The organism is Streptomyces sp. NPDC006879 (assembly GCF_042869595.1).
Classification (GTDB): Bacteria; Actinomycetota; Actinomycetes; order Streptomycetales; family Streptomycetaceae; genus Streptomyces.
Window position 1 is genome coordinate 154,476 of sequence record NZ_JBIAGC010000002.1, and the last position, 23,307, is coordinate 177,782.

Sequence of the window (23,307 nt, forward strand, 5' to 3'; positions counted from 1 at the left end):
GCCGGGTCAAGTGGACCGGCTCTAGGACGGGGAACCCGTGGGCTTGCAGGTGGTGCCCCCGGCGGGCGGGGTCCCGTCCAGCAGGTAGCGGTTGATGGCGGTGTCGATGCAGTCGCTCCCGCGACCGTACGCCGTGTGTCCATCACCCTGATAGGTGAGCAGGACGCCGGAATCGAGTTGGCTGGCCAACGCCTGTGCCCAGGCGTAGGGCGTGGCCGGGTCGCGGGTGGTGCCCACGACGAGGATGGGCGCCGCGCCCTTGGCCACCAGGGGGTGAGCGCGCCCGGTGGCCCTGACCGGCCAGTATGTGCAGTTCAGGGAGGCCCAGGCGAGGCCGGCGCCGAAGACGGGAGATGCCTTCTCGAAGGAGGGCAGGGCGGCTTCGACACCCTCGGGGCCGGTGAAGGCGGCGGGCAGATCGAGGCAGTTGACCGCGGCGTTGGCGGACATCAGGTTGGCGTACTCGCCGTCGGGCTCCCGCTCGTAGTAGCTGTCGGCGAGGGCCAGCAAGCCGCCACCGTCGCCGTTCATCGCCTGTGCGATGGCTTCCCGGAGCTGCGGCCAGGCGGATTCGTCGTACATGGCGGCCATCACGCCGGTGGTGGCGAGTGCCTCTCCCAGCGGCCGGGTGTCTCCGGTGGGTACGGGCTGGGCGTCGACCTTGCGGAAGAAGTCCTTCAGGCGGCGGGTGGCCTCGCCGGTGCCGCTGTTTCCGAGAGGGCAGTCGGGTTGGGTCACGCAGTCCTTAGCGAAGGACTGGAAGGCGGTTTCGAAGCCTGCGGTCTGGTCTCGGTTGAGGTCGACCGCCGGTCGGGAGGGGTCCATCGCCCCGTCGAGGACCAGACGGCCGACGCGGCCGGGAAAGAGGTCCGCATAGGTCGCGCCGAGGAAGGTGCCGTAGGAGGCTCCGACGTAGCCGAGCTTCTCGTCTCCCAGCACGGCCCGCAGCACATCCATGTCCTTGGCGGCTTCTACGGTGGAGACGTGCGGCAGGACCTTGCCGGAACGTTCCTGGCATGCCTGCGCGAACTCCTTGAAGGCATCGACCAGTGCGCTGCGCTCCGCGGCGTTGTCCGGGGTGGGGTCGATCTGCGTGTACGCGTCCATGCGCGGCCCGCTCAGGCATTCCACGGGCGCGCTACGGGCCACTCCGCGCGGGTCGATCGCCACCATGTCGTACCGGGCGCGGACCGGTGCGGGGTAGCCGATACCGGCGTACGCCTGGAGGTATCCGATGGCGGATCCACCCGGCCCGCCCGGGTTGACCAGGAGGGAGCCGAGGCGTTCGCCAGGCCCGGTCGCCTTCTTCCGGGCGACCGCGAGGTCGATGTCACCGGCGCCTGGCCGGTCGTAGTCCAGTGGGGCCTTCATCGTCGCGCACTGGAAGTCGGGGACTCCGCAGTCGCGCCATCTGAGCTGTTGGGCGTAGTACGACTTGAGGGCCACCGGCACTTCGGCGGGGCGGGCTCGGCTCCCGGAGGGGCCGGCCTCGCGCTCGGAGCCGGAGGGGGACGCCGAGGCGCTCGGGCCGGAACTGCCGCTGGTGCAGCCGGAGAGGAGCAGACCGGCGGCGGCGATGACGGTCCCGGTGGTGCGCAACAGACGCCTGGTGTCCATCCTGGGAGCCTAGCTCGCTCCCGCGGCGCGCAGCGCGGGGCAGGCCAGCCCTTGCCCGTACGAGTGAGCCGGTCAATGCCGGGGGCGCCTTTGCGTTGCCTGGGGAACGTCGGCGCGGGGGGCGCGGTCCCCGAACTGGCTGGTCCGGCTCTCAACCCGCTCGCAGGGCCATGGTCATGGCTTCGACGGCGAGCAGCGGGGCGACGTTGCGGTCGAGGGCGGTGCGACAGGCGAGGATGGCCTCGACTCTGCGCAGGGTGCGTTCCGGCGTCGAGGAACGGGCGACGCGATCGAGGTCGTCCCGGATCTGTGCATTGGCCAGTGCCACGTCGGAGCCGAGTTGGAGGGCCAGCACATCGCGGTAGAAACCGGTGAGGTCGGTCAGGGCCAGGTCAAGGCTGTCGCGCTGGGTGCGGGTGCGACGCCGCTTCTGTCGGTCTTCCAGGTCCTTCATCACCCCGGCGGTGCCCCGTGGCATGCGCCCTCCGGTGCCGGCGGAAGCGCCGAGCGCGGCGCGCAGTTCCTCGGTTTCCTTGGTGTCCACCTCCTCTGCCACCTGCTTGGCGTCCTCGCTGGCGGCGTCGATCAGTTCCTGCGCGGCCTTGAGACAACCCCCGATGTCGTCCACGCGCAGGGGCAGTCTCAGCACGGCGGCACGGCGCTGGCGAGCGCGCTCGTCGGTGGCGAGCCGCCGGGCGCGGCCGATGTGCCCCTGGGTGGCTGCGGCTGCGGTTGCGGCCACGGATGGTTCGATGCCGTCCCTCTGGACGAGTACGTCCGCGACGGCCTCGACGGAAGGGGTCTGCAGCGTCAGGTGGCGGCAGCGGGACCTGATCGTGGGCAGGACGTCTTCCAGCGAGGGCGCGCAGAGCAACCACACGGTGCGCGGGGCGGGCTCTTCCACTGCCTTGAGCAGGACGTTTCCAGCCCCTTCGGTCAAGCGGTCGGCGTCCTCCAGCACGATGACCTGCCAGCGGCCCACCGCTGGGGAGAGCTGGGCGCGCCGGACCAGGTCGCGGGTCTCCTTCACTCCGATGGAGAGCAGGTCGGTGCGGATGATCTCCACGTCCGCGTGGGTGCCTACGAGGGTCGTGTGGCAGCCGTCGCAGAACCCGCAACCGGGGGAACCCCCGAGTGCCCGGTCCGGGCTGGTGCACTGCAGGGCGGCGGCGAAGGCACGGGCCGCGGTGGCCCGCCCGGCGCCGGGCGGGCCGGTGAAGAGCCAGGCGTGGGTCATCTTCGAGGCCGGCGGCGGGGGTGCGCCGGCGGCGTCGGCGGTGACCAGCGCGTCGGCGTCCCTCGCAGCGCCGGCGAGCTGCCCTTGTACGCGCTGCTGCCCCACGAGGTCGTCCCATACGGCCATCGGCCCGTGCTCCCTTGCGTTCCTTCGTGGCGGCCCCTGTTAGCAGGACCCATTGTGGACCGGCCCGCTGACAGTCGAGGGCCTCCGTCGGCAGCGGAGCGGCCCCGGTGGGGAGCCTTGGTCAGTCGCGCTGAGCGCCGCGACCGTCCTCCTCCTCGTTGCGCGGTCCGAGGAGTTCGTCGGCGAGGGTCGGGAGGTCGTCCAGCGGCGTCTCCTCCGCCCAGTCGGAGCGACGGCGCGGGCGCCCCTGCGCGTCGAGCGCCGGAATCTCGTGGGTGCGGTCCTCCGCGCCCGCCCCGGCCGAGTTCCGTGAGCCGGGATCGGCGGCTGACGGGCGGGAGGTCGGCTCGTCCCTGAAGTAACCCCGGGGCAGTCGGTCCGCCGGCGCATCCGGACGCACCGGCGGCAACACGGCCGTCTCCTCCACACCCCGCTCATCACGCACCGGCGGCAGCACGGCCGTCTCCTCCACACCCCGCGGGTCGAACCGCGGGGTGGGGACGGTCTGCGTCACCTCGTCGGGATCGGAGCCGAACAGTGGCGTCTCGACGGTGGCCGCCTCCGCCTCTGGGTCCGGGGCGGTGCGCGGGTCGGCCGCCGGCTTGGTCAGGTCATGGCGACGAGTAGGCGCTGCGGGGGGTGCGGTCGTGGGGGTCGCTGCGGCAGCGGCACTGGCCTCAGCGAGCCGACGGGCTTCCTCAGCCCTCAGGAGTGCCTGCTCGGCCCTGCGCTGCTTCTCTCGGCGGCGTTCCTCGACTTCGGCCCGCAGCCGGGCCTCGTCCTGCGCCTGCCGACGCAGCCGCTCCTGTTCCGCCGCACGGGCCTTCTCCTCGGCCTGCCGGCGTGCTTCTTCCTCAGCGGCCCGGCGTTCGGCCTCGGCCTTGCGCTCCGCCTCCAGGCGGGCCTCCTCGGCGGCCCGGCGTTCGACCTCGGCCCTCTTCTCGGCCTCCCGACGAGCCTTCTCCTCGGCCTCGGCGGCCAGCCGTGCGCGCTCCTGGGCCGCCAGCCGTTCCCGTTCCGCCGCGGCCCGGCGTTCGGCCTCGGCTTTCTCCTCGGCTTCCCGACGGAGCTTCTCCTCGGCGGCCTTGCGTTCGGCCTCGGCCTTGCGCTCCGCCTCCAGTCGGGCCTCCTCGACCTTGCGTCGGGCCTCTTCCTCCGCGGCGCGGAGGGCGGCCTCGCGGGCTTCCCGTTCGGCGTCGGAGAGCGGGAGCATGCGGTCCAGTCGGTGCCGTACGACTGTGGTGACGGCAGCCGGCTCCTGTCCGGCGTCGACCACCAGGTAGCGGGCCGGGTCGGCCGCCGCCAGCGTGAGGAAGCCGGCTCGTACCCTTCGGTGGAACTCGGCGGGCTCGGATTCCAGACGGTCCGGGGCTTCCGTGAAACGCTCGCGCGCCGTCTCCGGGGAGACGTCCAGGAGAACCGTCAGGTTCGGTACGAGGCCGTCGGTGGCCCAGCGCGAGATGCGGGCGATCTCGGTGGGCGAGAGGTCCCGCCCGGCGCCCTGGTAGGCCACCGAAGAGTCGATGTAGCGGTCGGAGATGACCACTGCGCCGCGTGCCAGCGCCGGGCGCACCACGGTGTCGACGTGCTCCGCCCGGTCCGCCGCGTACAGCAGGGCCTCCGCACGGTTGGACAGGCCGGCGGAGGACACGTCGAGCAGGATCGACCTCAGTCGCTTGCCCACGGGGGTCGCGCCGGGCTCCCTGGTGACGACCACTTCGTGTCCCTTGTCCCGGATCCACGAGGCGAGGGCCTGGACCTGTGTGGACTTGCCCGCACCGTCACCGCCCTCCAGGGCGATGAAGAAACCGGTGCCGGCGGGGGCCTGGGGCGGCTGTCCGCCGCGCAGCGCCTCGCGCAGGTCGCGGCGCAGCGGTACGCCCTGCCGGTCGTCGGCCTTGGCCAGCACGATCACCGACACGGGCAGGAGCAGCGCACCGACGAGCATCAGGGTGAAGCCGGCCCCGCCGTGCGCGAAGACCAGGTCGGCGCCCGCCAGTCGGTGCGGGCCGATGAGTGCGGCAAGGAGGGGGGCGAGGACTGCTCCGGTGGCGACGGCCACGCCCACCGTCGCCTGAAGGTGTTCGGTGACCCTGGGCCGGCGTGCTTCTTCGGTCTCCTGGTCGATCAGAGTGTGCCCGACCCGGGCGGCGATGCCTGCGCTGGTTCCGGCAAGCGCGGACAGCACAACGACCGTGGTGGTGTCGGCGACCAGGCCCATCAGGAGCAGGATGGTTCCGGTGCCGGCCAGGGTCAGGGCCAGCAGTCGGCGCCGGGAGAGGGTGGGGAGCACGCTCGTGGCGTTCTTGACGCCCAGCGCGATGCCCCCGGTCAGCCCGAGGACGATCAGCCCGTAGGCCACCGGCCCGGCGGCCAGGTCGGCGGCCTGCAGGACGGCCACGGCCACGGCGCAGGAGATCGCTCCGGCGAGTGCGGCGCAGGCCAGTACGAGCAGTGGAATCGCTCCGGTGCGCCCCTTCTCCGGTTCGCTGCCCCAGCGGGGCGGGCGCAGCCCCTCCAGCGGCGAGCGCGGGCGGGGTGTCCTGGTGTCGGGCAGGACCAGCGGGAAGAGGACCGATACGGAGGCGGCGAACAGCCCTGCGGCGACGTAACTGCCCATGGCCGCGTCATGGGTGTCGAACCAGTCGATGCCGAGCCCCAGCAGTTTGCCGACCAGGCTGGCGACCACCAAGGTGAGCGCGGCGGTGGGAACTGCCAGGTAGGAGGTGCGCAGGGTCAGCCGGCGCAGTGTGTCGAGGTGGTCCGGGAGCGGGCGGACCACCTCGCCCTCGGCGGGCGGGGCGGGCAGCAGAGCGGGGGCGGTGCTCTCCCGGGCCACCGTCCACACCCGTTCGGCGAAGCCGGCGACGAAGGCGGTGACGAGCAGCATGGTGAGGGCGTGTTCGGGGAGCAGGTCGAGCCAGAGCGGCGCGACCACGAACAGGCCGATCCGTAGTGTGTCGGCGCCCATCATCGTCCAGCGCCGGTCGACGGGACCGCCGGGGCCGAGCAGCTTGGTCAGCGGCCCCAGGAGGACGGCTCCGCCGAGCAGGGTGGACAACACCCGGGCGCCGAACACGGCGGCCACGGCCAGTGCGGCGCCGCGGTAGCCGATGCCGAAGGTACCTTCGGCGAGAGCTGCCTCGAAGGCGAACCAGGCGAGCGCCAGAAGTGCCAGGGCATCGCCGATGCCCCCCACCAGCTGCGCGCTCCAGATCCTGCGCAGCGGGGGGAAGCGCAGCAGGGCGCGCACCGCTCGCTCGCGTGAGTCGGCGGCTAGGGCTTCGTCGTAGGTGGGGTTCACGACCGTTGGCTGCTCGGCTCGCGTCATCCGACCAGCCTATCCGCTGTGCGAGGCCCTCGCGGGAGACGGCGGGGAGCCGCCGGCCCTTGGCTGGGCGGGCGGCTCCCCGGGGGTGTTGTCCGTGTTATCCGCGAGTTCTACGGCTTCGGTGACTATTCCTGCGAAGCCGTGGTGCTCTTGGCGGTGACCGTCTTCTTTGCGGCGGTCGTGGTCTTCTTCGCCGCGGTCTTCTTGGCCGTGGTGGTCTTGGTGGCGGTCTTCTTGGCCGCTGCCGTCTTGGTGGCGGTGGCCTTCTTCGCCGGGGCCTTCTTCGCCGGGGCCTTCTTGGCCGCCTTCTTCGCCGGCCCCTTCGCCCGCTTCTCCGCGAGCAGCTCGTAGCCCCGCTCCGGAGTGATCGTTTCTACTTCGTCCTCACGCCGCAGTGTGGCATTCGTCTCACCATCGGTCACGTAGGGGCCGAAGCGGCCGTCCTTGACGACGACCGGACGTTCGCTGACCGGGTCGGTGCCCAGCTCCTTCAGCGGCGGCTTGGCTGCCGCACGTCCCCGCTGCTTGGGCTGGGCGTAGATGGCCAGGGCTTCGTCCAGCGTGATGGAGAAGAGTTGGTCCTCGGTCTCCAGGGAGCGCGAGTCCGTGCCCTTCTTCAGGTACGGGCCGTAGCGGCCGTTCTGCGCGGTGATCTCCACGCCCTCGGCGTCGGCGCCGACCACGCGCGGCAGGGACATCAGCCGCAGTGCGTCGTCCAGCGTGACGGTGTCCAGGGACATGTTCTTGAAGAGCGAGGCGGTACGCGGCTTGACTGCGTTCTTGCCGGTCTTCGGCGTGCCTTCGGGGAGGATCTCCGTCACGTACGGACCGTAGCGGCCGTCCTTGGCGACGATCTGGTTTCCGCTGACAGGGTCCTTACCGAGTTCGAACTCGCCGCTCGGCTTTGCGAAGAGCTCTTCGGCGTAGGCGACGGTGAGCTCGTCGGGGGCGAGGTCATCAGGGACGTCAGCGCGCTGGTGGCCTTCGGCGTCCTTCTCGCCGCGCTCGACGTAGGGACCGTAGCGGCCCACCCGCAGGACGACACCCTCGCCGACCGGGAAGGAGGAGATCTCGCGGGCGTCGATCGCACCGAGGTCGGTGACGAGCTCCTTGAGACCGCCGAGGTGGTCGCCGTCGCCGTTGCCGGCCGCTGCCGCGGCGCCGGCCGCCTCGCCGCCCTCACCGAAGTAGAAGCGCTTGAGCCACGGGACGGCCTGGGCCTCGCCACGGGCGATGCGGTCGAGGTCGTCCTCCATCTTCGCCGTGAAGTCGTAGTCGACGAGTCGACCGAAGTGCTTCTCCAGCAGGTTGACCACGGCGAAGGAGAGGAACGAGGGGACGAGCGCCGTCCCCTTCTTGAAGACGTAGCCCCGGTCGAGGATGGTGCCGATGATCGAGGCGTACGTCGAGGGACGCCCGATCTCGCGCTCTTCGAGCTCCTTGACCAGTGAGGCCTCGGTGTAGCGGGCCGGCGGCTTGGTCGCGTGCCCGTCGGCGGTGATCTTCTCGGCTGAGAGCGCGTCGCCCTCGGCTACCTGGGGGAGCCGCTTCTCCCGGTCGTCGAGCTCGGCGTTCGGGTCGTCGGCGCCTTCGACGTAGGCCTTCATGAAGCCGTGGAAAGTGATCGTCTTTCCGGAGGCGGAGAACTCGGCGTCGCGTCCGTCGGAGGCCCGGCCACCGATCTTGACGGTCACCGAGTTGCCGACGGCGTCCTTCATCTGGGAGGCAACGGTCCGCTTCCAGATCAGTTCGTACAGGCGGAACTGGTCTCCGCTGAGCCCCGTCTCGGCGGGCGTGCGGAAACGATCGCCCGAAGGCCGGATCGCCTCGTGGGCCTCCTGCGCGTTCTTGACCTTGCCGGCGTAGACCCGCGGCTTGTCCGGCAGGTAGTCGGCGCCGTAGAGCTGCGTGACCTGCGCACGGGCGGCCGATACGGCGGTCTCCGAGAGGATCGTGGAGTCCGTACGCATGTAGGTGATGAAGCCGTTCTCGTACAGCTTCTGGGCCACCTGCATGGTCGCCTTGGCACCGAGGCCGAGCTTGCGCGAGGCCTCCTGCTGCAGCGTGGTGGTGCGGAAGGGGGCGTACGGGGAGCGCCGGTACGGCTTGGACTCCACCGAGCGTACGGCGAAGGCGGTCTCGGCGAGCGCCGCGGCCAGGGCTCGGGCGCTCGACTCGTCGAGGTGCAGCACATCGCTCTTGAGCTGCCCGTTCGAGCCGAAGTCACGCCCCTGCGCGATACGGCGTCCGTCCACCGAGTTCAGCCGGGCGACCAGTGAGGACGGGTCGCTGGCGTCACCGGCACGGCCCGTGGCGAAGGTGCCCGTCAGGTCCCAGTACTCGGCGGAGCGGAAGGCGATGCGCTCGCGCTCGCGCTCGACGACGAGTCGGGTGGCAACGGACTGGACCCGCCCGGCCGACAGCCTCGGCATGACCTTCTTCCACAGGACCGGCGAGACCTCGTAGCCGTAGAGGCGGTCGAGGATGCGGCGGGTCTCCTGGGCGTCGACCATGCGCTTGTTGAGCTCGCGCGGGTTGGCCACGGCGTCCTGGATCGCGTCCTTGGTGATCTCGTGGAAGACCATCCGGTGGACCGGGACCTTGGGCTTGAGGACTTCCTGAAGGTGCCAGGCGATGGCTTCGCCCTCGCGGTCCTCATCGGTGGCGAGGAAGAGCTCGTCCGATTCGGCCAGCAGCTCCTTGAGCTTCCTGACCTGCGCCTTCTTGTCGGCGTTGACGACGTAGATCGGCTGGAAGTCGTGTTCGACGTCGACACCGAGGCGGCGCACCTCGCCCGTGTACTTCTCGGGCACCTCCGCGGCACCGTTCGGAAGGTCACGGATGTGCCCGACGCTCGCCTCGACGACGTATCCCGGGCCGAGGTAGCCCTTGATGGTCTTCGCCTTGGCAGGAGACTCGACGATGACGAGTCGGCGGCCGCCCTTTGCGGTCTCGCTTGTCGGGGACAACTTGGCTCTTCTCTCCGGTGGGCACTGGTCGCAGTACGGCGACGCTGCGGAGTGTGACGGTACAACCCGCCCCCGTGTCAAACGGCAGAAGCCCGCAACGGCCACTCGAACGGTAACCCGACTAGTGCCGTTTCTGCCGCCTGGATCTCCTCGCGACCCCCCGGGCGGCCCTGCTCGGACACCCGTAAGTGATCTTGTCGTGCCTCCGGCGTGTCGATTCACAGATGCCCGAGGCACCACACTCCGAGGACCAGCGAAAGGCTCCCTGCCAGGGCCGTCAGCACGACTGCCGGCACGGAACGCACTCCGTGTGCGACCGGCAGGCGGTGCACCGTGCGGGCCCCCGTCCACAGCAACAGCCCGCCACCGAACAAAGTGAAAGTCACACCGGCGAAGATCGCAGGACCCTGTTCCATGACGGACACCCTTCCCCCCGAGAACCCGGCGGAACACCGGATACGGCTCAGCGTGCCAAGGCCCGGCGTCCACAGCGCGAACCCCAGGTGAACGGGTGCGCCTTACCGGCCCACCGCTATCCCTCGGGCGCTTCAGCCGGTTCCAGGAAGCCCTGACCGACCAGCATCCGGATCGCCTCAGGGGTGCGGTCGCGCAACACCACCGGATCCTCGTCCACCAGCTGGGCGATCGCGTCCAGGATGCGGCCGGCCGACAGGGTGCCATCACAGACCCCGGCGAAACCCGCCCCCACGGTGTCCACCTTGGTCGCCCTGCACATCCCGCGGCTCTGCCGCAGCACCACGTGCTCCGGATCCTCCGCGCCGGGGAGGCCCACCTGCTCCTGCACGACCCCGTCCGCCAGCCGGAAGCGGTCGGCGAGCAACGCGGCGTCATCATGGTCGCGCAGGTAGTCCTGACGGGCGAAGTGACCGAGCACGGTCTCACCGAGCGGCTGTTCCACCGGGTGCGGCCACTCCTCGACGACCACCGAAGGCTGCTCCGAGGACGACTTGCGCAGGGTGATCCAGCCGAAGCCGACCGCCGTGGTCCGCCGGTCCTCGAACTCCTGGAGCCAGGAGTCGTAGAGCCGGGCGTAAGCGTCGGGGTCGGTACGGTGATCACCGGCGTCCCGCAGCCAGAGCTCGGCGTACTGAGTGACGTCCTGGACCTCGCGCTGCACGATCCAGGCATCACAGTCGCGGGGCACCCAGGAACGCAGCCGGTCCCGCCAGTCCTCGTCCGCCACGTGCTGCCAGTTGGCCAGGAACTGCGCGTATCCGCCCTCGGCCAGTCGGGCTCCCGCCTGCTGCACCAGAGTGCGGCACAGGTCGTCGCCCCCCATCCCGCCGTCGCGGTAGGTCAGCCGGGCAGCGGGCGAGATCACGAACGGCGGATTCGAGACGATCAGGTCGTAGCTCTCCTCGCCGACTGGTTCGAAGAGGGAACCGGCCACCAGCTCGGCCTCCGGGACCCCCGACAGGGCCAGCGTCAGCCGGGTGAAGGACAGCGCCCGAGGGTTGACGTCGGTGGCCGTGACCGAAGTCGCGTGCTGCGAAGCGTGCAGGGCCTGGATCCCCGATCCGGTACCCAGGTCCAGGGCCTTGCCGACGGGGGTACGGACCGTGATGCCGGCCAGGGTCGTGGAAGCCCCACCGACGCCGAGGACCACGCCCTCCTCCCGGCTTCCGATACCGCCCGCTCCGCCGACCGCGCAGCCCAGATCGGAGACGATGAACCAGTCCTGGCCGTCCGGCCCGCCGTACGGTCGGACGTCGACCCGCGCCCGCACCTCGTCGCCGACCTGCTGCAACCAGCCGTCGGCCAGGGCTTCGCGCACGGGCAACGCCGCCGCCGCGCGCTCCTGGGTGACCGAGCGCCGGAGCAGGAAGAGCCGGACCAGGGTCTCCAGCGGTGTGGTCCCCCGGGTGGCGCGCAAGGCGGGCACTGTCTCACTGCGGGCGAGCGCGGCGTAGGCCGGCGCGCCGAGCAGGTCGAGCAGGCCGTCCGCGGTGAACCCCGCGGTGAGCAGGGCCTCGCGCAGGGAGGCGGAACGGTCGGGCGAGGGAAGGCCGGTGGTACTCACCCGCCCATTGTGTCGGGTGGCGCCGACAACTGTGTTGCGCCGCCCCCGCGGCTGGCGGTCCCGTCGTCGAGGTGGCGCCGGACGGGCCTCAGCGCTGGGCGCCCGCCGGAGCAGGGGTGCGCTGGCAGCTCTTCTGCTTCTTCATGGCAGCGCCCACCTCTCCGGACTGGAGCTTGGTGAGCGCGTCGTTGCCGCTCTTGCCCAGCTTGTCGAGCTCGTCGGCGATGCCCTTGAGGCCGTCGGCGAACTTGGCCTGGTCGTTGGCGTCCAGTGCATCCACCTTGGCCTTGAGCCCGGCGTAGGACTGGGAGATCGCTTCCAGCTCCTTGACCGCGTCGCGCTGGGTGGTCTGGCTGTCCTTCACGGGCGGCGCTCCGGCGGTCTGCACAGCGGCACCCATGGCCTGGTAGGCCTCGGCCATGGACTGGAAGGCAGCCGCGTCCGTCTGCTTGACGGCACCGGCGGCACTGTTGTCCGTGGTCTCCTTCTGGATCGCGAAGTTGGCGGCCTCGATCTTCTTGACCTGCGGCTGCACCCCGTCGCAGACCTGCTTGGCCCAGGCGTTGACCTTCTTCTCGCTGTCGTCGCCGCAGCCGGACAGCACCAGCACCATGACCGCGCTGCCGGACAGCGCGGCTGCAAGCTTCTTGTTCACCGGATGGGTCCCTTCCAAGGCTTCTCGGCCCCGGAACATACACGCCGAGCCGACGACACCCGCGAGGCTCATGCCGGATACATACCTATTTACACCCTTTTGACCCAGGCGATTAAGGGCGCATGTCATAGCGAGCGCAGCCCACCGGGCCCCTCACACGCCCCGAATCGACCACCACAAAAGATCTCAATGCCTCCGACATCAGACGGGTGGGCAGCATGCTCACCGCATGCTGCCCACCCGTCCTGGGGCGCCGCCCCCGCCGGCCCGCGCGCCCGGCGCCCTCCGGGCCGGTGCCGGGCGCCTCAGGCGACCGCGGCGGGGTCGGAAGGCTTCGCCACACGCTCCGCCGTTCCCTCTTCGCCCTCCTCATCGACCGCGACGCCACGGCGCTTGGAGATGTAGACCGCGGTGACGATGACCGCCAGCGAAAGCACAGCGATCACCGCCCGGACCCCGGCATTGGCATCGTCCCCGTAGCTGAACTGCACCACGGCCGGTGCGATCAACAGCGCGACCAGGTTCATCACCTTCAGCAGTGGGTTGATCGCCGGTCCGGCCGTGTCCTTGAACGGGTCGCCCACCGTGTCACCGATCACGGTCGCGGCATGGGCCTCGCTGCCCTTGCCGCCGTAGTGTCCGTCCTCCACCAGCTTCTTGGCATTGTCCCAGGCACCACCGGAGTTGGCCAGGAAGACAGCCATCAGGGTGCCGGTACCAATGGCCCCGGCGAGGTACGAACCGAGCGCGCCCACCCCGAGAGTGAACCCGACCGCGATGGGTGCCATCACGGCGAGCAGACCGGGCGTGGCGAGCTCCCGCAGCGCGTCCTTGGTGCAGATGTCCACGACACGGCCGTACTCCGGCTTCTCCGAGTAGTCCATGATCCCCGGGCGCTCACGGAACTGCCGGCGCACCTCGTAGACCACGGCGCCGGCGGAACGCGAGACCGCGTTGATCGCGAGCCCCGAGAAGAGGAAGACGACGGAGGCGCCCAGGATGAGGCCCACCAGGTTGTTGGGCTGGGCGATGTCCAGACTGAGGTTCATCTCCCCCGCCTTGGCCCCGACTTCCCTGACCGCGGTGGCGATGGCCTCGTTGTAGGAGCCGAACAGCGCCGCCGCGGCGAGCACCGCCGTGGCGATGGCAATGCCCTTGGTGATGGCCTTGGTGGTGTTGCCGACGGCATCGAGGTCCGTCAGGACCTGGGCGCCCGCGCCCACGACGTCGCCGGACATCTCCGCGATGCCCTGCGCGTTGTCGGAGACCGGCCCGAAGGTGTCCATCGCGACGATCACGCCGACCGTGGTGAGAAGACCCGTGCCGGCCAGCGCCACCGCGAAGAGCGCCAGCATCAGCGAAGCGCCGCCGAGCAGGAAGGCCCCGTAGACGCCCAAGCCGATCAACAGGGCGGTGTAGACGGCCGACTCCAGGCCGACGGAGATGCCCGCGAGCACGACGGTGGCGGGTCCAGTGAGCGAGGACTTGCCGATATCCCGCACCGGACGGCGATTGGTCTCGGTGAAGTAGCCGGTCAGTTGCTGGATGAGCGCCGCCAGCACGATGCCGATCGCCACGGCGACGAGCGCCAAGACACGCGGGTCGCCGCCGTGGTTTTGGATCTCGCTCTCAGTGACACCAGCCAACTCACGGTAGGTGCCCGGCAGATAGGCGTAGACGGCGATGGCGACCAGCACCAGTGAGATCACCGCGGAGATGAAGAATCCGCGGTTGATGGCGCTCATCCCACTGCGGTCGGAACGGCGTGGGGAAACAGCGGCGACGCCGATCATTGCGGTGATGACACCGATCGCGGGGACGATCAGCGGGAAGGCCAGCCCCGCGTCACCAAAGGCGGCCTTGCCGAGGATCAGCGCGGCCACCAGGGTCACCGCGTACGACTCGAACAGGTCGGCTGCCATCCCGGCACAGTCGCCGACGTTGTCGCCCACGTTGTCGGCGATGGTCGCAGCATTGCGCGGATCGTCCTCCGGAATGCCCTGTTCGACCTTGCCGACCAGGTCGGCGCCGACGTCGGCGGCCTTGGTGAAGATGCCGCCTCCGACCCGCATGAACATCGCGATGAGCGCGGCTCCGAGACCGAAGCCCTCCAGCACCTTGGGGGCGTCCGCCGCGTAGACGAGCACCACACAGGAGGCTCCGAGCAAGCCGAGTCCGACGGTGAACATTCCGACCACGCCACCGGTGCGGAAGGCGATCTTCATCGCCTTGTGTGAGACGTCGGTCAGATCCTTCGGTTCTTCGCCCTCCGCCGGGGTCGCCTCTCTGGCAGCCGCAGCCACGCGCACATTGGCACGGACGGCCAACCGCATTCCGATGTACCCGGTCGCGGCCGAGAAGATCGCACCGACGAGGAAGAAGGCGGAACGGCCGGCGCGCAGCGACCAGTTGTCCGCGGGCAGCAAGAACAACAGGAAGAACACCACGACGGCGAATACGCCAAGGGTGCGCAACTGCCGGCCCAGATAGGCATTGGCTCCTTCCTGCACGGCGGCAGCAATGCGCTTCATACTGTCGGTCCCCTCGCCGGCTGCCAGTACCTGACGCACCAGGATCTGGGCCACGACGAGTGCGGCGAGAGCCACTGCCGCAATGACGATCACGATGAGCCGGTTGTCATCCGTGAGTACTGCTGCGGCCAGGTCGACGGTACGGCCGCCTGGCTGAAGGGGGGTGAAGAGCCCCGTCATTCGTCCTCCTTGACGTGATGAGCTCAAGATGTGGACGGATTGTAGGGAGCTGTCGCCGATCAAAACAGTGGGCCGCTAACGGAATTGACCTTCTCCGCCTCCCCAGCAATTGATCGGGTTTCGCCACTCCCCTCAAAAGAAGTAACGGGGCAAAGGCATTGACGGACCGATAAAAGATCTACCACCGATACGAACGCTGATCACAAAAACAAAAAAGGCCCTGCTCAGCAGGGCCCTTCGTAGGATCCACCTCGGTGCGTCAGCCCATGGGTGGAGGGGACGAGCAGTCGCCGCGGCACGGGGCGAGGGGAACCGTGGTCACGCCGGCTCAGCATGTGGGGCGATCGGCCAACTCATCCGGATCACCCCTCCGTAGGAGTCGGAGGTGACTTCCACATCGTCGACCAGCCCGCTGATGACCGCCAAACCCATCTCGTCCTCCTCCTCGTCGAGATCGGCCGGAACGGATCGCTGCGCTCCGTCTTCGGCGGCACCAGCCCCGAGCCCGGGCACCCCGTCACCGACCTCGATGGAGAAGACCTTCTCCTCCTCGGTGAGCATCACCCGCACCGGGGCGGTCACACCGGCCCCACGATGCAGGCCCACCGCGCGCGAGCAGGCCTCGCCGACGGCGAGGCGCACCTCGTCCAGTACGGCCTCCTCCACCCCGGCCCGGCGCGCGACGGCAGCCGCCACCAGGCGGGCTGTCCTGACATGCTCAGGCTGGGCGCTGAAACGGAGTTCGACGGTGGCCATATGCTCCCCCTCGGCTTGCGGGCGTGCCCGACAGAGGCCCGGGCCGCTAAGCCCGGTACCCCTGGTCCTTCCTGCGGAGAACGTCAGTCAGTGGCGCTGACTGCGTCTTCCACAGACGTGTGGATCGGGAACACCTTGGTCAGACCGGTGATACGGAAGATCTTGAGAATACGCTCCTGGTTGCAGACCAGGCGCAGCGAGCCCTCGTGCGCCCGGACCCGCTTGAGGCCGCCCACAAGAACTCCCAGGCCGGTCGAGTCAAGGAAGTCAACCGACTCCATGTCGACAACCAAGTGGTAGCTGCCGTCGTTCACCAGCTCCACAAGCTGCTCACGCAGCTTGGGGGCCGTATACACATCAATCTCGCCACCGACCCGGACGACCGTACGGTCGCCAACGGTTTCAGTCGACAGGGACAGGTCCACGGATCCTCCAGCACCTTGCTATCGAGCGGCGCCCCCGCCCAGGGGGTTCCCCACCCGAAGGTAGGGGATGGACTGGCAGCCGCGATGGCATTCAATCACTTACCAGCAGACGTACACGACGCCTTAGGACCATTGTCCTTCACTCCGGTGACACACTCGGTGTCGATGGCCAACACGCACCGTCCCGGTCGGCCCACGGCAGCCGCGGACTCACGCCCCGCCCCCCGTACCGTCCTGGACCGGCTCACGAGGGGGCCGGACCGGTCTGCGCGCATCACCCATACGGAGCATCTGCCCCCTCGAGAGGGTCGGCATGCGGTCTGGCCCGATCGCATCCGCCCGGAAGTGATCGCCGCCCTCGGGGCGCACGGATTCGCGCACCCCTGGTCCCATCAGGCGGCGGTGACCGAGCACGCCCTCGACGGCCGGTCCGTGGTCGTCGCGACCGGTACCGCGTCGGGCAAGTCGCTCGCCTACCTCGTGCCGGTGCTGTCCACCCTGCTCGACGGTTCGAACGCCCCCAACGGACGTGGCACCACGGCGCTCTACCTCGCGCCGACCAAGGCCCTGGCCGCCGACCAACGCCGCGCGGTACGGGAGCTCGCCGCCCCTCTCGGCAACGCCGTGCGACCCGCCGTCTACGACGGCGACACTCCCGTCGAGGGGCGGGAATGGATCCGCCAGTACGCGAACTACGTCCTGACCAACCCCGACATGCTCCACCGTGCAATCCTGCCCGCACACCCCCGGTGGTCCTCCTTCCTGCGCTCGTTGCGCTACGTGGTCATCGACGAGTGCCACACCTACCGGGGCGTGTTCGGTTCACACGTGGCCCAGGTCATCCGACGGCTGCGTCGGCTGTGCGCCCGCTACGGCGCGGACCCCGTCTTCCTCCTCGCCTCGGCCACCGCCAGTGACCCCGCGATTGCCGCGGGCCGACTGACGGGTGTGCCGGTGGTGGAGGTGGCTGAAGACGGAAGCCCCCGCGGCGAGGTCGTTTTCGCACTCTGGGAACCCCCACTTACCGAACTGGTGGGCGAAAATGGGGCCCCTGTGCGACGCACGGCCACCGCGGAGACCGCCGAGCTCCTCACCGACCTGGCCGTACAGGGCGTCCGCACGGTGGCCTTCGTACGCTCCCGGCGCGGCGCCGAACTGATCGCCCTGATCGCCCAGGAGAGGCTGGCCTCCGTCGATGCCTCGCTGCCCGGGCGTGTCGCCGCCTACCGCGGTGGCTACCTCCCCGAGGAACGGCGCGCCCTGGAGCGGGCACTGCACTCTGGGGAGCTACTCGGCCTTGCGGCCACCACCGCACTGGAGCTCGGCGTGGACGTATCCGGGCTCGATGCGGTACTGATCACCGGCTATCCGGGCACCAGGGCCTCCCTGTGGCAGCAGGCCGGTAGGGCAGGCCGCTCGGGACACGGCGCCCTGGCCGTGCTGGTCGCCCGCGACGATCCGCTGGACACGTTCCTGGTCCACCACCCCGAAGCCCTGTTCCAGCGACCGGTGGAAGCCACCGTGCTGGACCCGGACAACCCGTACGTTCTTGCCCCGCACCTGTGCGCGGCAGCAGCCGAGCTGCCGCTGACCGAGCCCGACCTGGCACTGTTCGGACCGGCGACGGAGGGCCTGCTGCCCCAACTGGAGGAAGCCCAGCTATTGCGCAGGCGGGCCACGGCCTGGCACTGGACCCGTCGTGAACGTGCCGCCGACCTGGCTGACATCCGCGGCGGAGGCGGGCGGCCCGTGCAGATCGTGGAGGCCTCCACCGGCCGACTGCTCGGCACCGTGGACGAGTCGGCAGCCCACACCACCGTCCACGACGGAGCGGTCCACCTCCACCAGGGCCGCAGTTACCTGGTGCGCCACCTCGATCTGGAGGACGCGGCGGCGCTGGTCGAAGAGGCGAACCCGCCCTACTCCACTACGGCCAGGGACACCACCGCCATCTCTCTCCTCGACACCGAGCTGGAAGTGGCCTGGGGGGCGGGCCGCCTCCACTACGGGTCGGTGGAGGTCACCAACCAGGTCGTCTCCTTCCTCCGACGCAAACTGATCACCGGTGAGGTGCTGGGCGAGACCAAGTTGGACCTGCCGCCCCGGACCCTGCGCACCCGCGCCGTGTGGTGGACGGTCACCGAGGACCAGTTGGACGACGCCCGGATCAGCCCGGAGATCCTCGGAGGAGCCCTACACGCCGCCGAACACGCCTCCATCGGGCTCCTGCCCCTCTTCGCTACCTGTGACCGCTGGGACATCGGAGGCGTCTCCGTGCCGCTCCACCCCGACACCCTCCTTCCCACGGTCTTCGTCTACGACGGGCAACCCGGTGGTGCGGGATTCGCAGAACGCGGCTTCCACACCGCCCACGACTGGCTGACCGCAACCCTCGAGGCCATTTCCGCCTGTGAATGCGAGGCCGGATGCCCCTCCTGCATCCAGTCCCCCAAATGTGGCAACGGCAACGAGCCGCTTCACAAGCGGGGAGCCATTCGTCTTCTGACCACCCTCCTGTCCGCCACGCCCCCACCTTGACCGGGCAGTACAGCCAGGCCCCAAGACCGGACCGCGCCCGAAGCAGTGGGCCGGGAGGAGCTGGCCCGTGGAGGTCCGGCGCGCGAACGTGCCCGAAGAACGAAGGGACCGAAGGAAACCGTCGCGGTGACCTCCGCGACCTCCCCGGCAGCCGCACACCGCGCCAGCACGGCTCCCTGGGCACCGGCCACCCGAGCGGCCTGCCTGCAGGCCGCTTGCTCCCCCTGCCGCCACTGGCTCGCTGCCGCCAGGACGGCCAGATCAGCCGCAGCGGCAGCCCGGTGACGAACCACCAGCACCTGCCCAAAGGCGAGCACGCCGCCGAACAAGGCGCCCAGCGCACAGATCACGCCTACGGCCCACACGGTCGCCGACCCCTGATCGCGACTCACGGGGCGAACTCCGACCAGGTGTCCTCCGCGAGAGCAACGGCCTGTGCTCGTAGCCGTAACGGCACTGCCGTGGGCCCGGGGGCCTGCGCCTCCACACGCACGCGCCACAGGTCGGCTTCCCGGGCCAATGCGACAGCCGCGCCTTCAGGCGCAGCGGCCCGCGCCACAGCCAGCACAGTTCCCCGCGGCTCGGAACGAGCGGCAGCACGGGCTCCCGCCCGGGCCGCGTCCACGCACTGGAGCTGCGTGGCAGCTGCAGCCAAACCCCACAACAGCGCCAACCCGAGGAGCACCACGGTCGGGATCACCATCGCCGCTTCGGCCGTGACGAAGCCCCGGTCAGCCCTGACGCCCTCGCGGTCACTGGGAGGCATCGAGAGCCCGGCCGATCGTCGATTGCAGCGCCGCCAGGACAGCGTCACTGGTGACGACCTTGTACAGAACCATCGCGAAAGCACAGGCGGCGATGGTCCCCATCGCGTACTCCGAGGTGGTCATCCCCGCGTCGCGGCCCAGCTCCCGCACCGCCATCCGAACCCGCTTCCAGACCCACATGCCTCTTCCACCTTCCGTCACAGTTCATCGGTCTCATTCAGATGGAGCACTCGGTGCCCCTCAGCCCCGAGGGCCCAGAATCGAGGAGGTCAGTCCCAGCACCACCGGAGCCACTCCAAGTGCCAAGAAGGCAGGGAGGAAGCACAGGCCGACAGGTGCGGTGATCAACACCGCCGCGCGCTGCGCCCGCCGCACGGCCGAGCTGGCCTGGGACTCGCGCAGATCGCGCGCCAACCTCTCGACCGGCGCTGCCGCCGGTGCACCCGTGCGGTCAGCGCGGTTCAAACAGGAAGCCAGTGACCGGGCCCCGGCCAGCCCCGCCAACTTCCCCCATGCCTCATCCGGTTCCCCGCCCAGCCTCAGCTCGGCACCAATCTGTGCCAGCAGTTCTCCGAGCGACCCTCCGACGGCCTCGCCCACCACCGCAACTGCTTCTCTCGGACCAGCACCGGCTGCCAGGGCTGCCGCCAGCAGGTCTGCGATGAAGGGGAGTTGGGCCACACCATCACCCTTGGCGGCAGGATCAAGCCGGTGCCTGTAGGGCCACCGCCGCCCGGGGGATGCCGAACAGGCGCCACGGGCGGTGGCCGGCGGGGAGCGCCACCGGCATGGCCGCAGAGCCACAGCGGGACCCAGGGCAGCCCCTCCAGCCGGGCGCCGGCCCCGGCCGCTTCGGGCCGATGTCCGCGCTGGCGCCAACAGCCCCGACGCTCTGCGCCGCACGGACCGCGCCCTCAGATCCATGGCCAGCAGGCCGATCAGCCCTAATGCGACCAAGGCTGCGAGGAGTTGGAGAAGGGCGCCCGTCATGACCGCCCCCGGGGACGGATGATGCGCCGCACCCAGTACAGCCCGACCGTCTCAAGCAAGACGCCGGTCAGCAAGCACCCCGCACCGGCAGTCGTGTGCAGGAGCACCCTCAGGGGGTCCGCGCCCATCACCGTACCGATGGCCAGCCCCGCCGCGGGCAACACGGCCAACACCACTGCTGTCGACCGCGCTCCGGCGACCTGGGCGCGCAGGGACTCCTGTTGGCTGCACTCCGCGCGCAGAGACCGCTCCAACCGGTCCAGTCCGTCCGCAAGCCCGGCGCCACCGTCCACCGACACCTGCCAGCAGGCCGCCAGCCCCGCCAGACCTGCCGCGCCCGGCGCTGAAGCCGCCTCGCGCAGCGCCTGGGGAACATCGCCGCCGAAGGTTGCCGCCGCCACGACCGTCGACTCGGCGACGCCCAGGCCCTGTGCTCCTGGCCCGAGCTCACGCACCGCTGCGAGCAAGGCCTGAACGGGCTGGAGACCGGCGCGCAGCTCCGCAGCGATCGCCCCGCACAGGGCCGCCACGCGCACGGCCCGCATGCGTTTCGCCCGTTCACTTGCCCGTAGTCGCAGCAGCCGGCGGATCAGTGGCACTCCCAGCAGCCCTGCGACCAGGGGGGCTACGGACTCACCGAGGACGGCGAGCGCCACTCCTACGAGGGCACTGGACCACTCCGGACCGATCTGGGCGCGCCAGCCAGTCAGCAGTCGAGACAAGATCCTCTGCAACGGGCGGGGACGGTCGGTCGAAGCATGCGCTCCCACCAGCACCAGCCGGGAACGACACAGCCCAGTGTCAGGCCCGTTGAGGAGCCTGGCGGCCAGGGCCGCGCAGAGCGCCGCCGACCACAAGACGGCCTGCCCCTGACTCATCGCGCACCCCCTAGCATGGCCCGCAGCCGCCCCCAGCCCCGCTCACGGACGAACCCCTGCGCGTCCCAACGCAGCGCCGGAACGGTGAACACCAAACCTGTCGGGTCCCGCTCCAAAACGTGCATCTCAGCGATCCGCCGCTGGCCCGAGGAGTCACGCACCAGGTGGAGCACCACCGACAGGGCTGCAGCCAGTTGGCTGTGGAGGGCCGCGCGGTCCAGCCCCGCGGCAGTACCCAGGGCCTCAAGCCGGGCCGGGACATGCGCAGCGGCGTTCGCATGGACGGTGCAACAACCCCCCGAGTGCCTGACCTAACCGTCCATAGCGATTCGCAACGGTTCGGTCTTCACAGACTCACTCGGAGTTCTGCATGAGCCCCAAAACCGTGGTCATCTACGACCGACTGTCTCGCCTGTTCGCCGAGGAAGCACCCGACCACCGCATTGCCGCTTGCAAGGCATACGCCGCACAGCGCGGGTGGAAGGTCGTGCACGTCGCCACCGACACCAACGTCAGCGGGGCAAGCAAGCTGGAAGACCGCCCCGGTATGCGGGAGGTTCTGGCGTGGATGCCCCGCACTGACTACGTGCTGGCCGCCAAGCTCGACCGCTACGCCCGCAGCGTCCACGAATTCTCACGCCTGATTGAGGCCGCTGGGTCAACCAGGGCAACGGTCGTCACAGCGGACGGGATGGTGTCCCCCGAAAACGGATCGTTCCTCGCCAACCTGCTTGCCGCGTTTGCCCAGTACGAGCGCGACATGATCACGTCTCGCATCACGGCCAGCAAGGAACACTTCCGCTCGCGTGGCAACCACCTTGGCGGACTCGCCCCGTACGGCTACGTGTCCACGGGCCCGGTCAATGACAAGCGCTGGGCAATCGACGAGACGGCCGCCGCCATCATCCGCGAGTGCGCCGACAAGATCCTTCACCACGGCACATCCGTCGCGGGGCTTGCACGGGAACTCACCGCGCGCGGCATCCCTTCCCCGGCAGACCATGCCCGGCAGCGCGACGGCCGCAAGGTACGCGGAACCAAGTGGCACACGACGACGCTGCGGGATGTGCTCTACACCCCCGCTCTTCGCGGGTGGCTTGTACAGGCCAAGCCGGGGAGCAAGCGGGGAGCACTGACCCACCAAGCCGTACTCGACGCGGAAGGGCGTCACGTCTCCGCCGGGCCCGCCATCCTCGACGCACAGACGTGGACCAACGTCCGCGCGGCACTCGACAGCAAGGCCAAGGGTCGGGGCGTGGACCGACCGAATCGGGGCAAGGCTCTGCTCCTCCACATCGCGCGCTGTGCCGTGTGCAGCGGGCCCATGTACAAGCAGCGCCGTTCCGTCAACGGGAAGGACTACAGCACCTACGTATGCCCGAAGGGCGTCGGCAAGGCAGGCATCCATCGACCGAACGTCGTACTCGCGTCAGCCGTGGACGAGCTTGTCACCCGCCGCTACCTGACCGTATTCGGTGGTTCCTACCTCAAGCGTTGGGCCGAGCCGGACGGCAGCGCTGTGCTCCAGCTCTCCGAGGTTCGGACGCAGATTGACCGCTTGGCAGGAAGCCTTGCCCAGTTGGACCCGAGCGGCCGAGCGGGTCAGCTCGTGATTCAGCAGATCACCGCCCTTGAACAGCGCGAGATCGAGTTGCGTAAGGAAGCCGACCACGCCGAGGGGCGATGGGTGGACGCAGGGGGCCCGGTCTCCGCCGAGTGGGAGCGGCGCGACGACGAGGGGCGGCGGGCACTGCTCGCGGACATGGGAACCCATGCCGAGATCCGACCGGCCACGCCCGGCGCACCGAAGCGATTCGACGCATCACGGGTGGCCCTGCGCTTCGACGGACCGGCGTGGGTCCGGGAAACCGACGCGGCTACCGCTGAACTGCTCGCCATAGCAATGGATGAGGTGGAAGCGTAAGACGGCAGCGCACACGGGCCCCGTTCCTGAATCACCAGGGAGCGGGGCCTTTTGCCATCCCACAGGAGGTCACACGGCAGCTCTTTACCCGCACGCTCTCTACAACACAAACGACCGGTCGGAGCCGACCGGCTTTTTCTTGCCTGTGTTTCGCCGGATACGCCGCACGCCTACGACGGGTTGCGCCAGATATGCCGACGAGAACGAGCGACCGAGACAGGCATACGCCAGATACACGGACCCAATCAAGCGGGTTGCGCCGGATACACGGAGACAGGATTCATGGAAATACCAAAGTTCACTGAATTGCTGGAAGCCCTACGCGCAGCCGAGATGGAAGGG

17 protein-coding genes and 1 pseudogene are annotated in these 23,307 nt (G+C 69.7%); 2 read left to right on the forward strand and 16 right to left on the reverse strand.

Annotation, left to right across the window (positions count from 1 at the left end):
- Positions 1–21 precede the first annotated feature (21 nt).
- The 10 genes from ACFYMC_RS02270 to bldG all read right to left on the reverse strand — a co-directional run bounded on the left by ACFYMC_RS02270 (position 22) and on the right by bldG (position 15,868).
- Positions 22–1,617: an alpha/beta hydrolase gene (locus ACFYMC_RS02270; RefSeq protein WP_388517440.1), complete on the reverse strand. Its 1,596-nt coding sequence runs from the start codon at positions 1,615–1,617 to the stop codon at positions 22–24.
- 151 nt (positions 1,618–1,768) lie between these two features.
- Positions 1,769–2,980 carry a DNA polymerase III subunit delta' gene (locus ACFYMC_RS02275; protein ID WP_388517443.1) on the reverse strand — a complete coding sequence of 404 codons (1,212 nt, stop codon included), beginning with the start codon at positions 2,978–2,980 and terminating at the stop codon, positions 1,769–1,771.
- A 121-nt stretch (positions 2,981–3,101) separates the two neighbouring features.
- Positions 3,102–6,311, reverse strand: a complete 3,210-nt coding sequence (gene tmk, locus ACFYMC_RS02280; RefSeq protein WP_388517447.1) for a dTMP kinase — start codon at positions 6,309–6,311, stop codon at positions 3,102–3,104.
- A 125-nt stretch (positions 6,312–6,436) separates the two neighbouring features.
- A complete protein-coding gene (gene topA, locus ACFYMC_RS02285; protein WP_388517449.1) occupies positions 6,437–9,280 on the reverse strand; it encodes a type I DNA topoisomerase in 2,844 nt (947 codons plus the stop codon).
- 218 nt (positions 9,281–9,498) lie between these two features.
- Positions 9,499–9,696 carry a hypothetical protein gene (locus ACFYMC_RS02290; protein ID WP_388517452.1) on the reverse strand — a complete coding sequence of 66 codons (198 nt, stop codon included), beginning with the start codon at positions 9,694–9,696 and terminating at the stop codon, positions 9,499–9,501.
- Between the two features lie 116 nt (positions 9,697–9,812).
- Positions 9,813–11,321, reverse strand: coding sequence for a methyltransferase (locus tag ACFYMC_RS02295; RefSeq protein ID WP_388517455.1), 1,509 nt, complete (start codon positions 11,319–11,321; stop codon positions 9,813–9,815).
- Between the two features lie 88 nt (positions 11,322–11,409).
- Entirely contained in the window at positions 11,410–11,976 is a 567-nt protein-coding gene (locus tag ACFYMC_RS02300) for a small secreted protein (protein WP_388517458.1), read from the reverse strand.
- A 305-nt stretch (positions 11,977–12,281) separates the two neighbouring features.
- Positions 12,282–14,687 carry a sodium-translocating pyrophosphatase gene (locus ACFYMC_RS02305; RefSeq protein WP_388517461.1) on the reverse strand — a complete coding sequence of 802 codons (2,406 nt, stop codon included), beginning with the start codon at positions 14,685–14,687 and terminating at the stop codon, positions 12,282–12,284.
- A 318-nt stretch (positions 14,688–15,005) separates the two neighbouring features.
- Positions 15,006–15,443: an ATP-binding protein gene (locus ACFYMC_RS02310; RefSeq protein ID WP_388517464.1), complete on the reverse strand. Its 438-nt coding sequence runs from the start codon at positions 15,441–15,443 to the stop codon at positions 15,006–15,008.
- An 83-nt stretch (positions 15,444–15,526) separates the two neighbouring features.
- Positions 15,527–15,868 (reverse strand): anti-sigma factor antagonist BldG, encoded by a 342-nt coding sequence (gene bldG / locus ACFYMC_RS02315; RefSeq protein WP_388517467.1) that lies wholly within the window; start codon positions 15,866–15,868, stop codon positions 15,527–15,529.
- A gap of 84 nt (positions 15,869–15,952) precedes the next feature.
- Between bldG and ACFYMC_RS02320 the strand changes: the two genes are divergently transcribed.
- The gene (locus ACFYMC_RS02320) at positions 15,953–18,406 is read left to right on the forward strand and encodes a DEAD/DEAH box helicase (protein WP_388517469.1); all 2,454 of its coding nucleotides are present in this window, start codon (positions 15,953–15,955) and stop codon (positions 18,404–18,406) included.
- Here the strand turns inward: ACFYMC_RS02320 and ACFYMC_RS02325 are convergent.
- The 6 genes and pseudogenes from ACFYMC_RS02325 to ACFYMC_RS02350 form a co-directional block, all read right to left on the reverse strand.
- Entirely contained in the window at positions 18,346–18,906 is a 561-nt protein-coding gene (locus tag ACFYMC_RS02325; RefSeq protein WP_388517472.1) for an Rv3654c family TadE-like protein, read from the reverse strand. The genes ACFYMC_RS02320 and ACFYMC_RS02325 overlap by 61 nt on opposite strands.
- Positions 18,795–19,172: a TadE family type IV pilus minor pilin gene (locus ACFYMC_RS02330; protein ID WP_388517475.1), complete on the reverse strand. Its 378-nt coding sequence runs from the start codon at positions 19,170–19,172 to the stop codon at positions 18,795–18,797. The genes ACFYMC_RS02325 and ACFYMC_RS02330 overlap by 112 nt, the downstream gene beginning before the upstream one ends.
- Positions 19,159–19,353 carry a DUF4244 domain-containing protein gene (locus ACFYMC_RS02335; RefSeq protein WP_388517477.1) on the reverse strand — a complete coding sequence of 65 codons (195 nt, stop codon included), beginning with the start codon at positions 19,351–19,353 and terminating at the stop codon, positions 19,159–19,161. Before ACFYMC_RS02335 ends, ACFYMC_RS02330 begins: the two co-directional genes overlap by 14 nt.
- A gap of 60 nt (positions 19,354–19,413) precedes the next feature.
- Positions 19,414–19,854, reverse strand: a complete 441-nt coding sequence (locus ACFYMC_RS02340; protein WP_388517480.1) for a type II secretion system F family protein — start codon at positions 19,852–19,854, stop codon at positions 19,414–19,416.
- A gap of 305 nt (positions 19,855–20,159) precedes the next feature.
- Positions 20,160–21,041 (reverse strand): type II secretion system F family protein, encoded by an 882-nt coding sequence (locus ACFYMC_RS02345; protein ID WP_388517482.1) that lies wholly within the window; start codon positions 21,039–21,041, stop codon positions 20,160–20,162.
- Positions 21,038–21,346 (reverse strand): annotated as a pseudogene (locus ACFYMC_RS02350) (ATPase, T2SS/T4P/T4SS family); the annotation flags it as partial. The gene ACFYMC_RS02345 and the pseudogene ACFYMC_RS02350, both read right to left, overlap by 4 nt.
- A 65-nt stretch (positions 21,347–21,411) precedes the next feature.
- On the opposite strand from ACFYMC_RS02350, the gene ACFYMC_RS02355 reads away from it, so the two are divergent.
- Positions 21,412–22,965 carry a recombinase family protein gene (locus tag ACFYMC_RS02355; protein ID WP_388517485.1) on the forward strand — a complete coding sequence of 518 codons (1,554 nt, stop codon included), beginning with the start codon at positions 21,412–21,414 and terminating at the stop codon, positions 22,963–22,965.
- Positions 22,966–23,307: the final 342 nt, after the last annotated feature.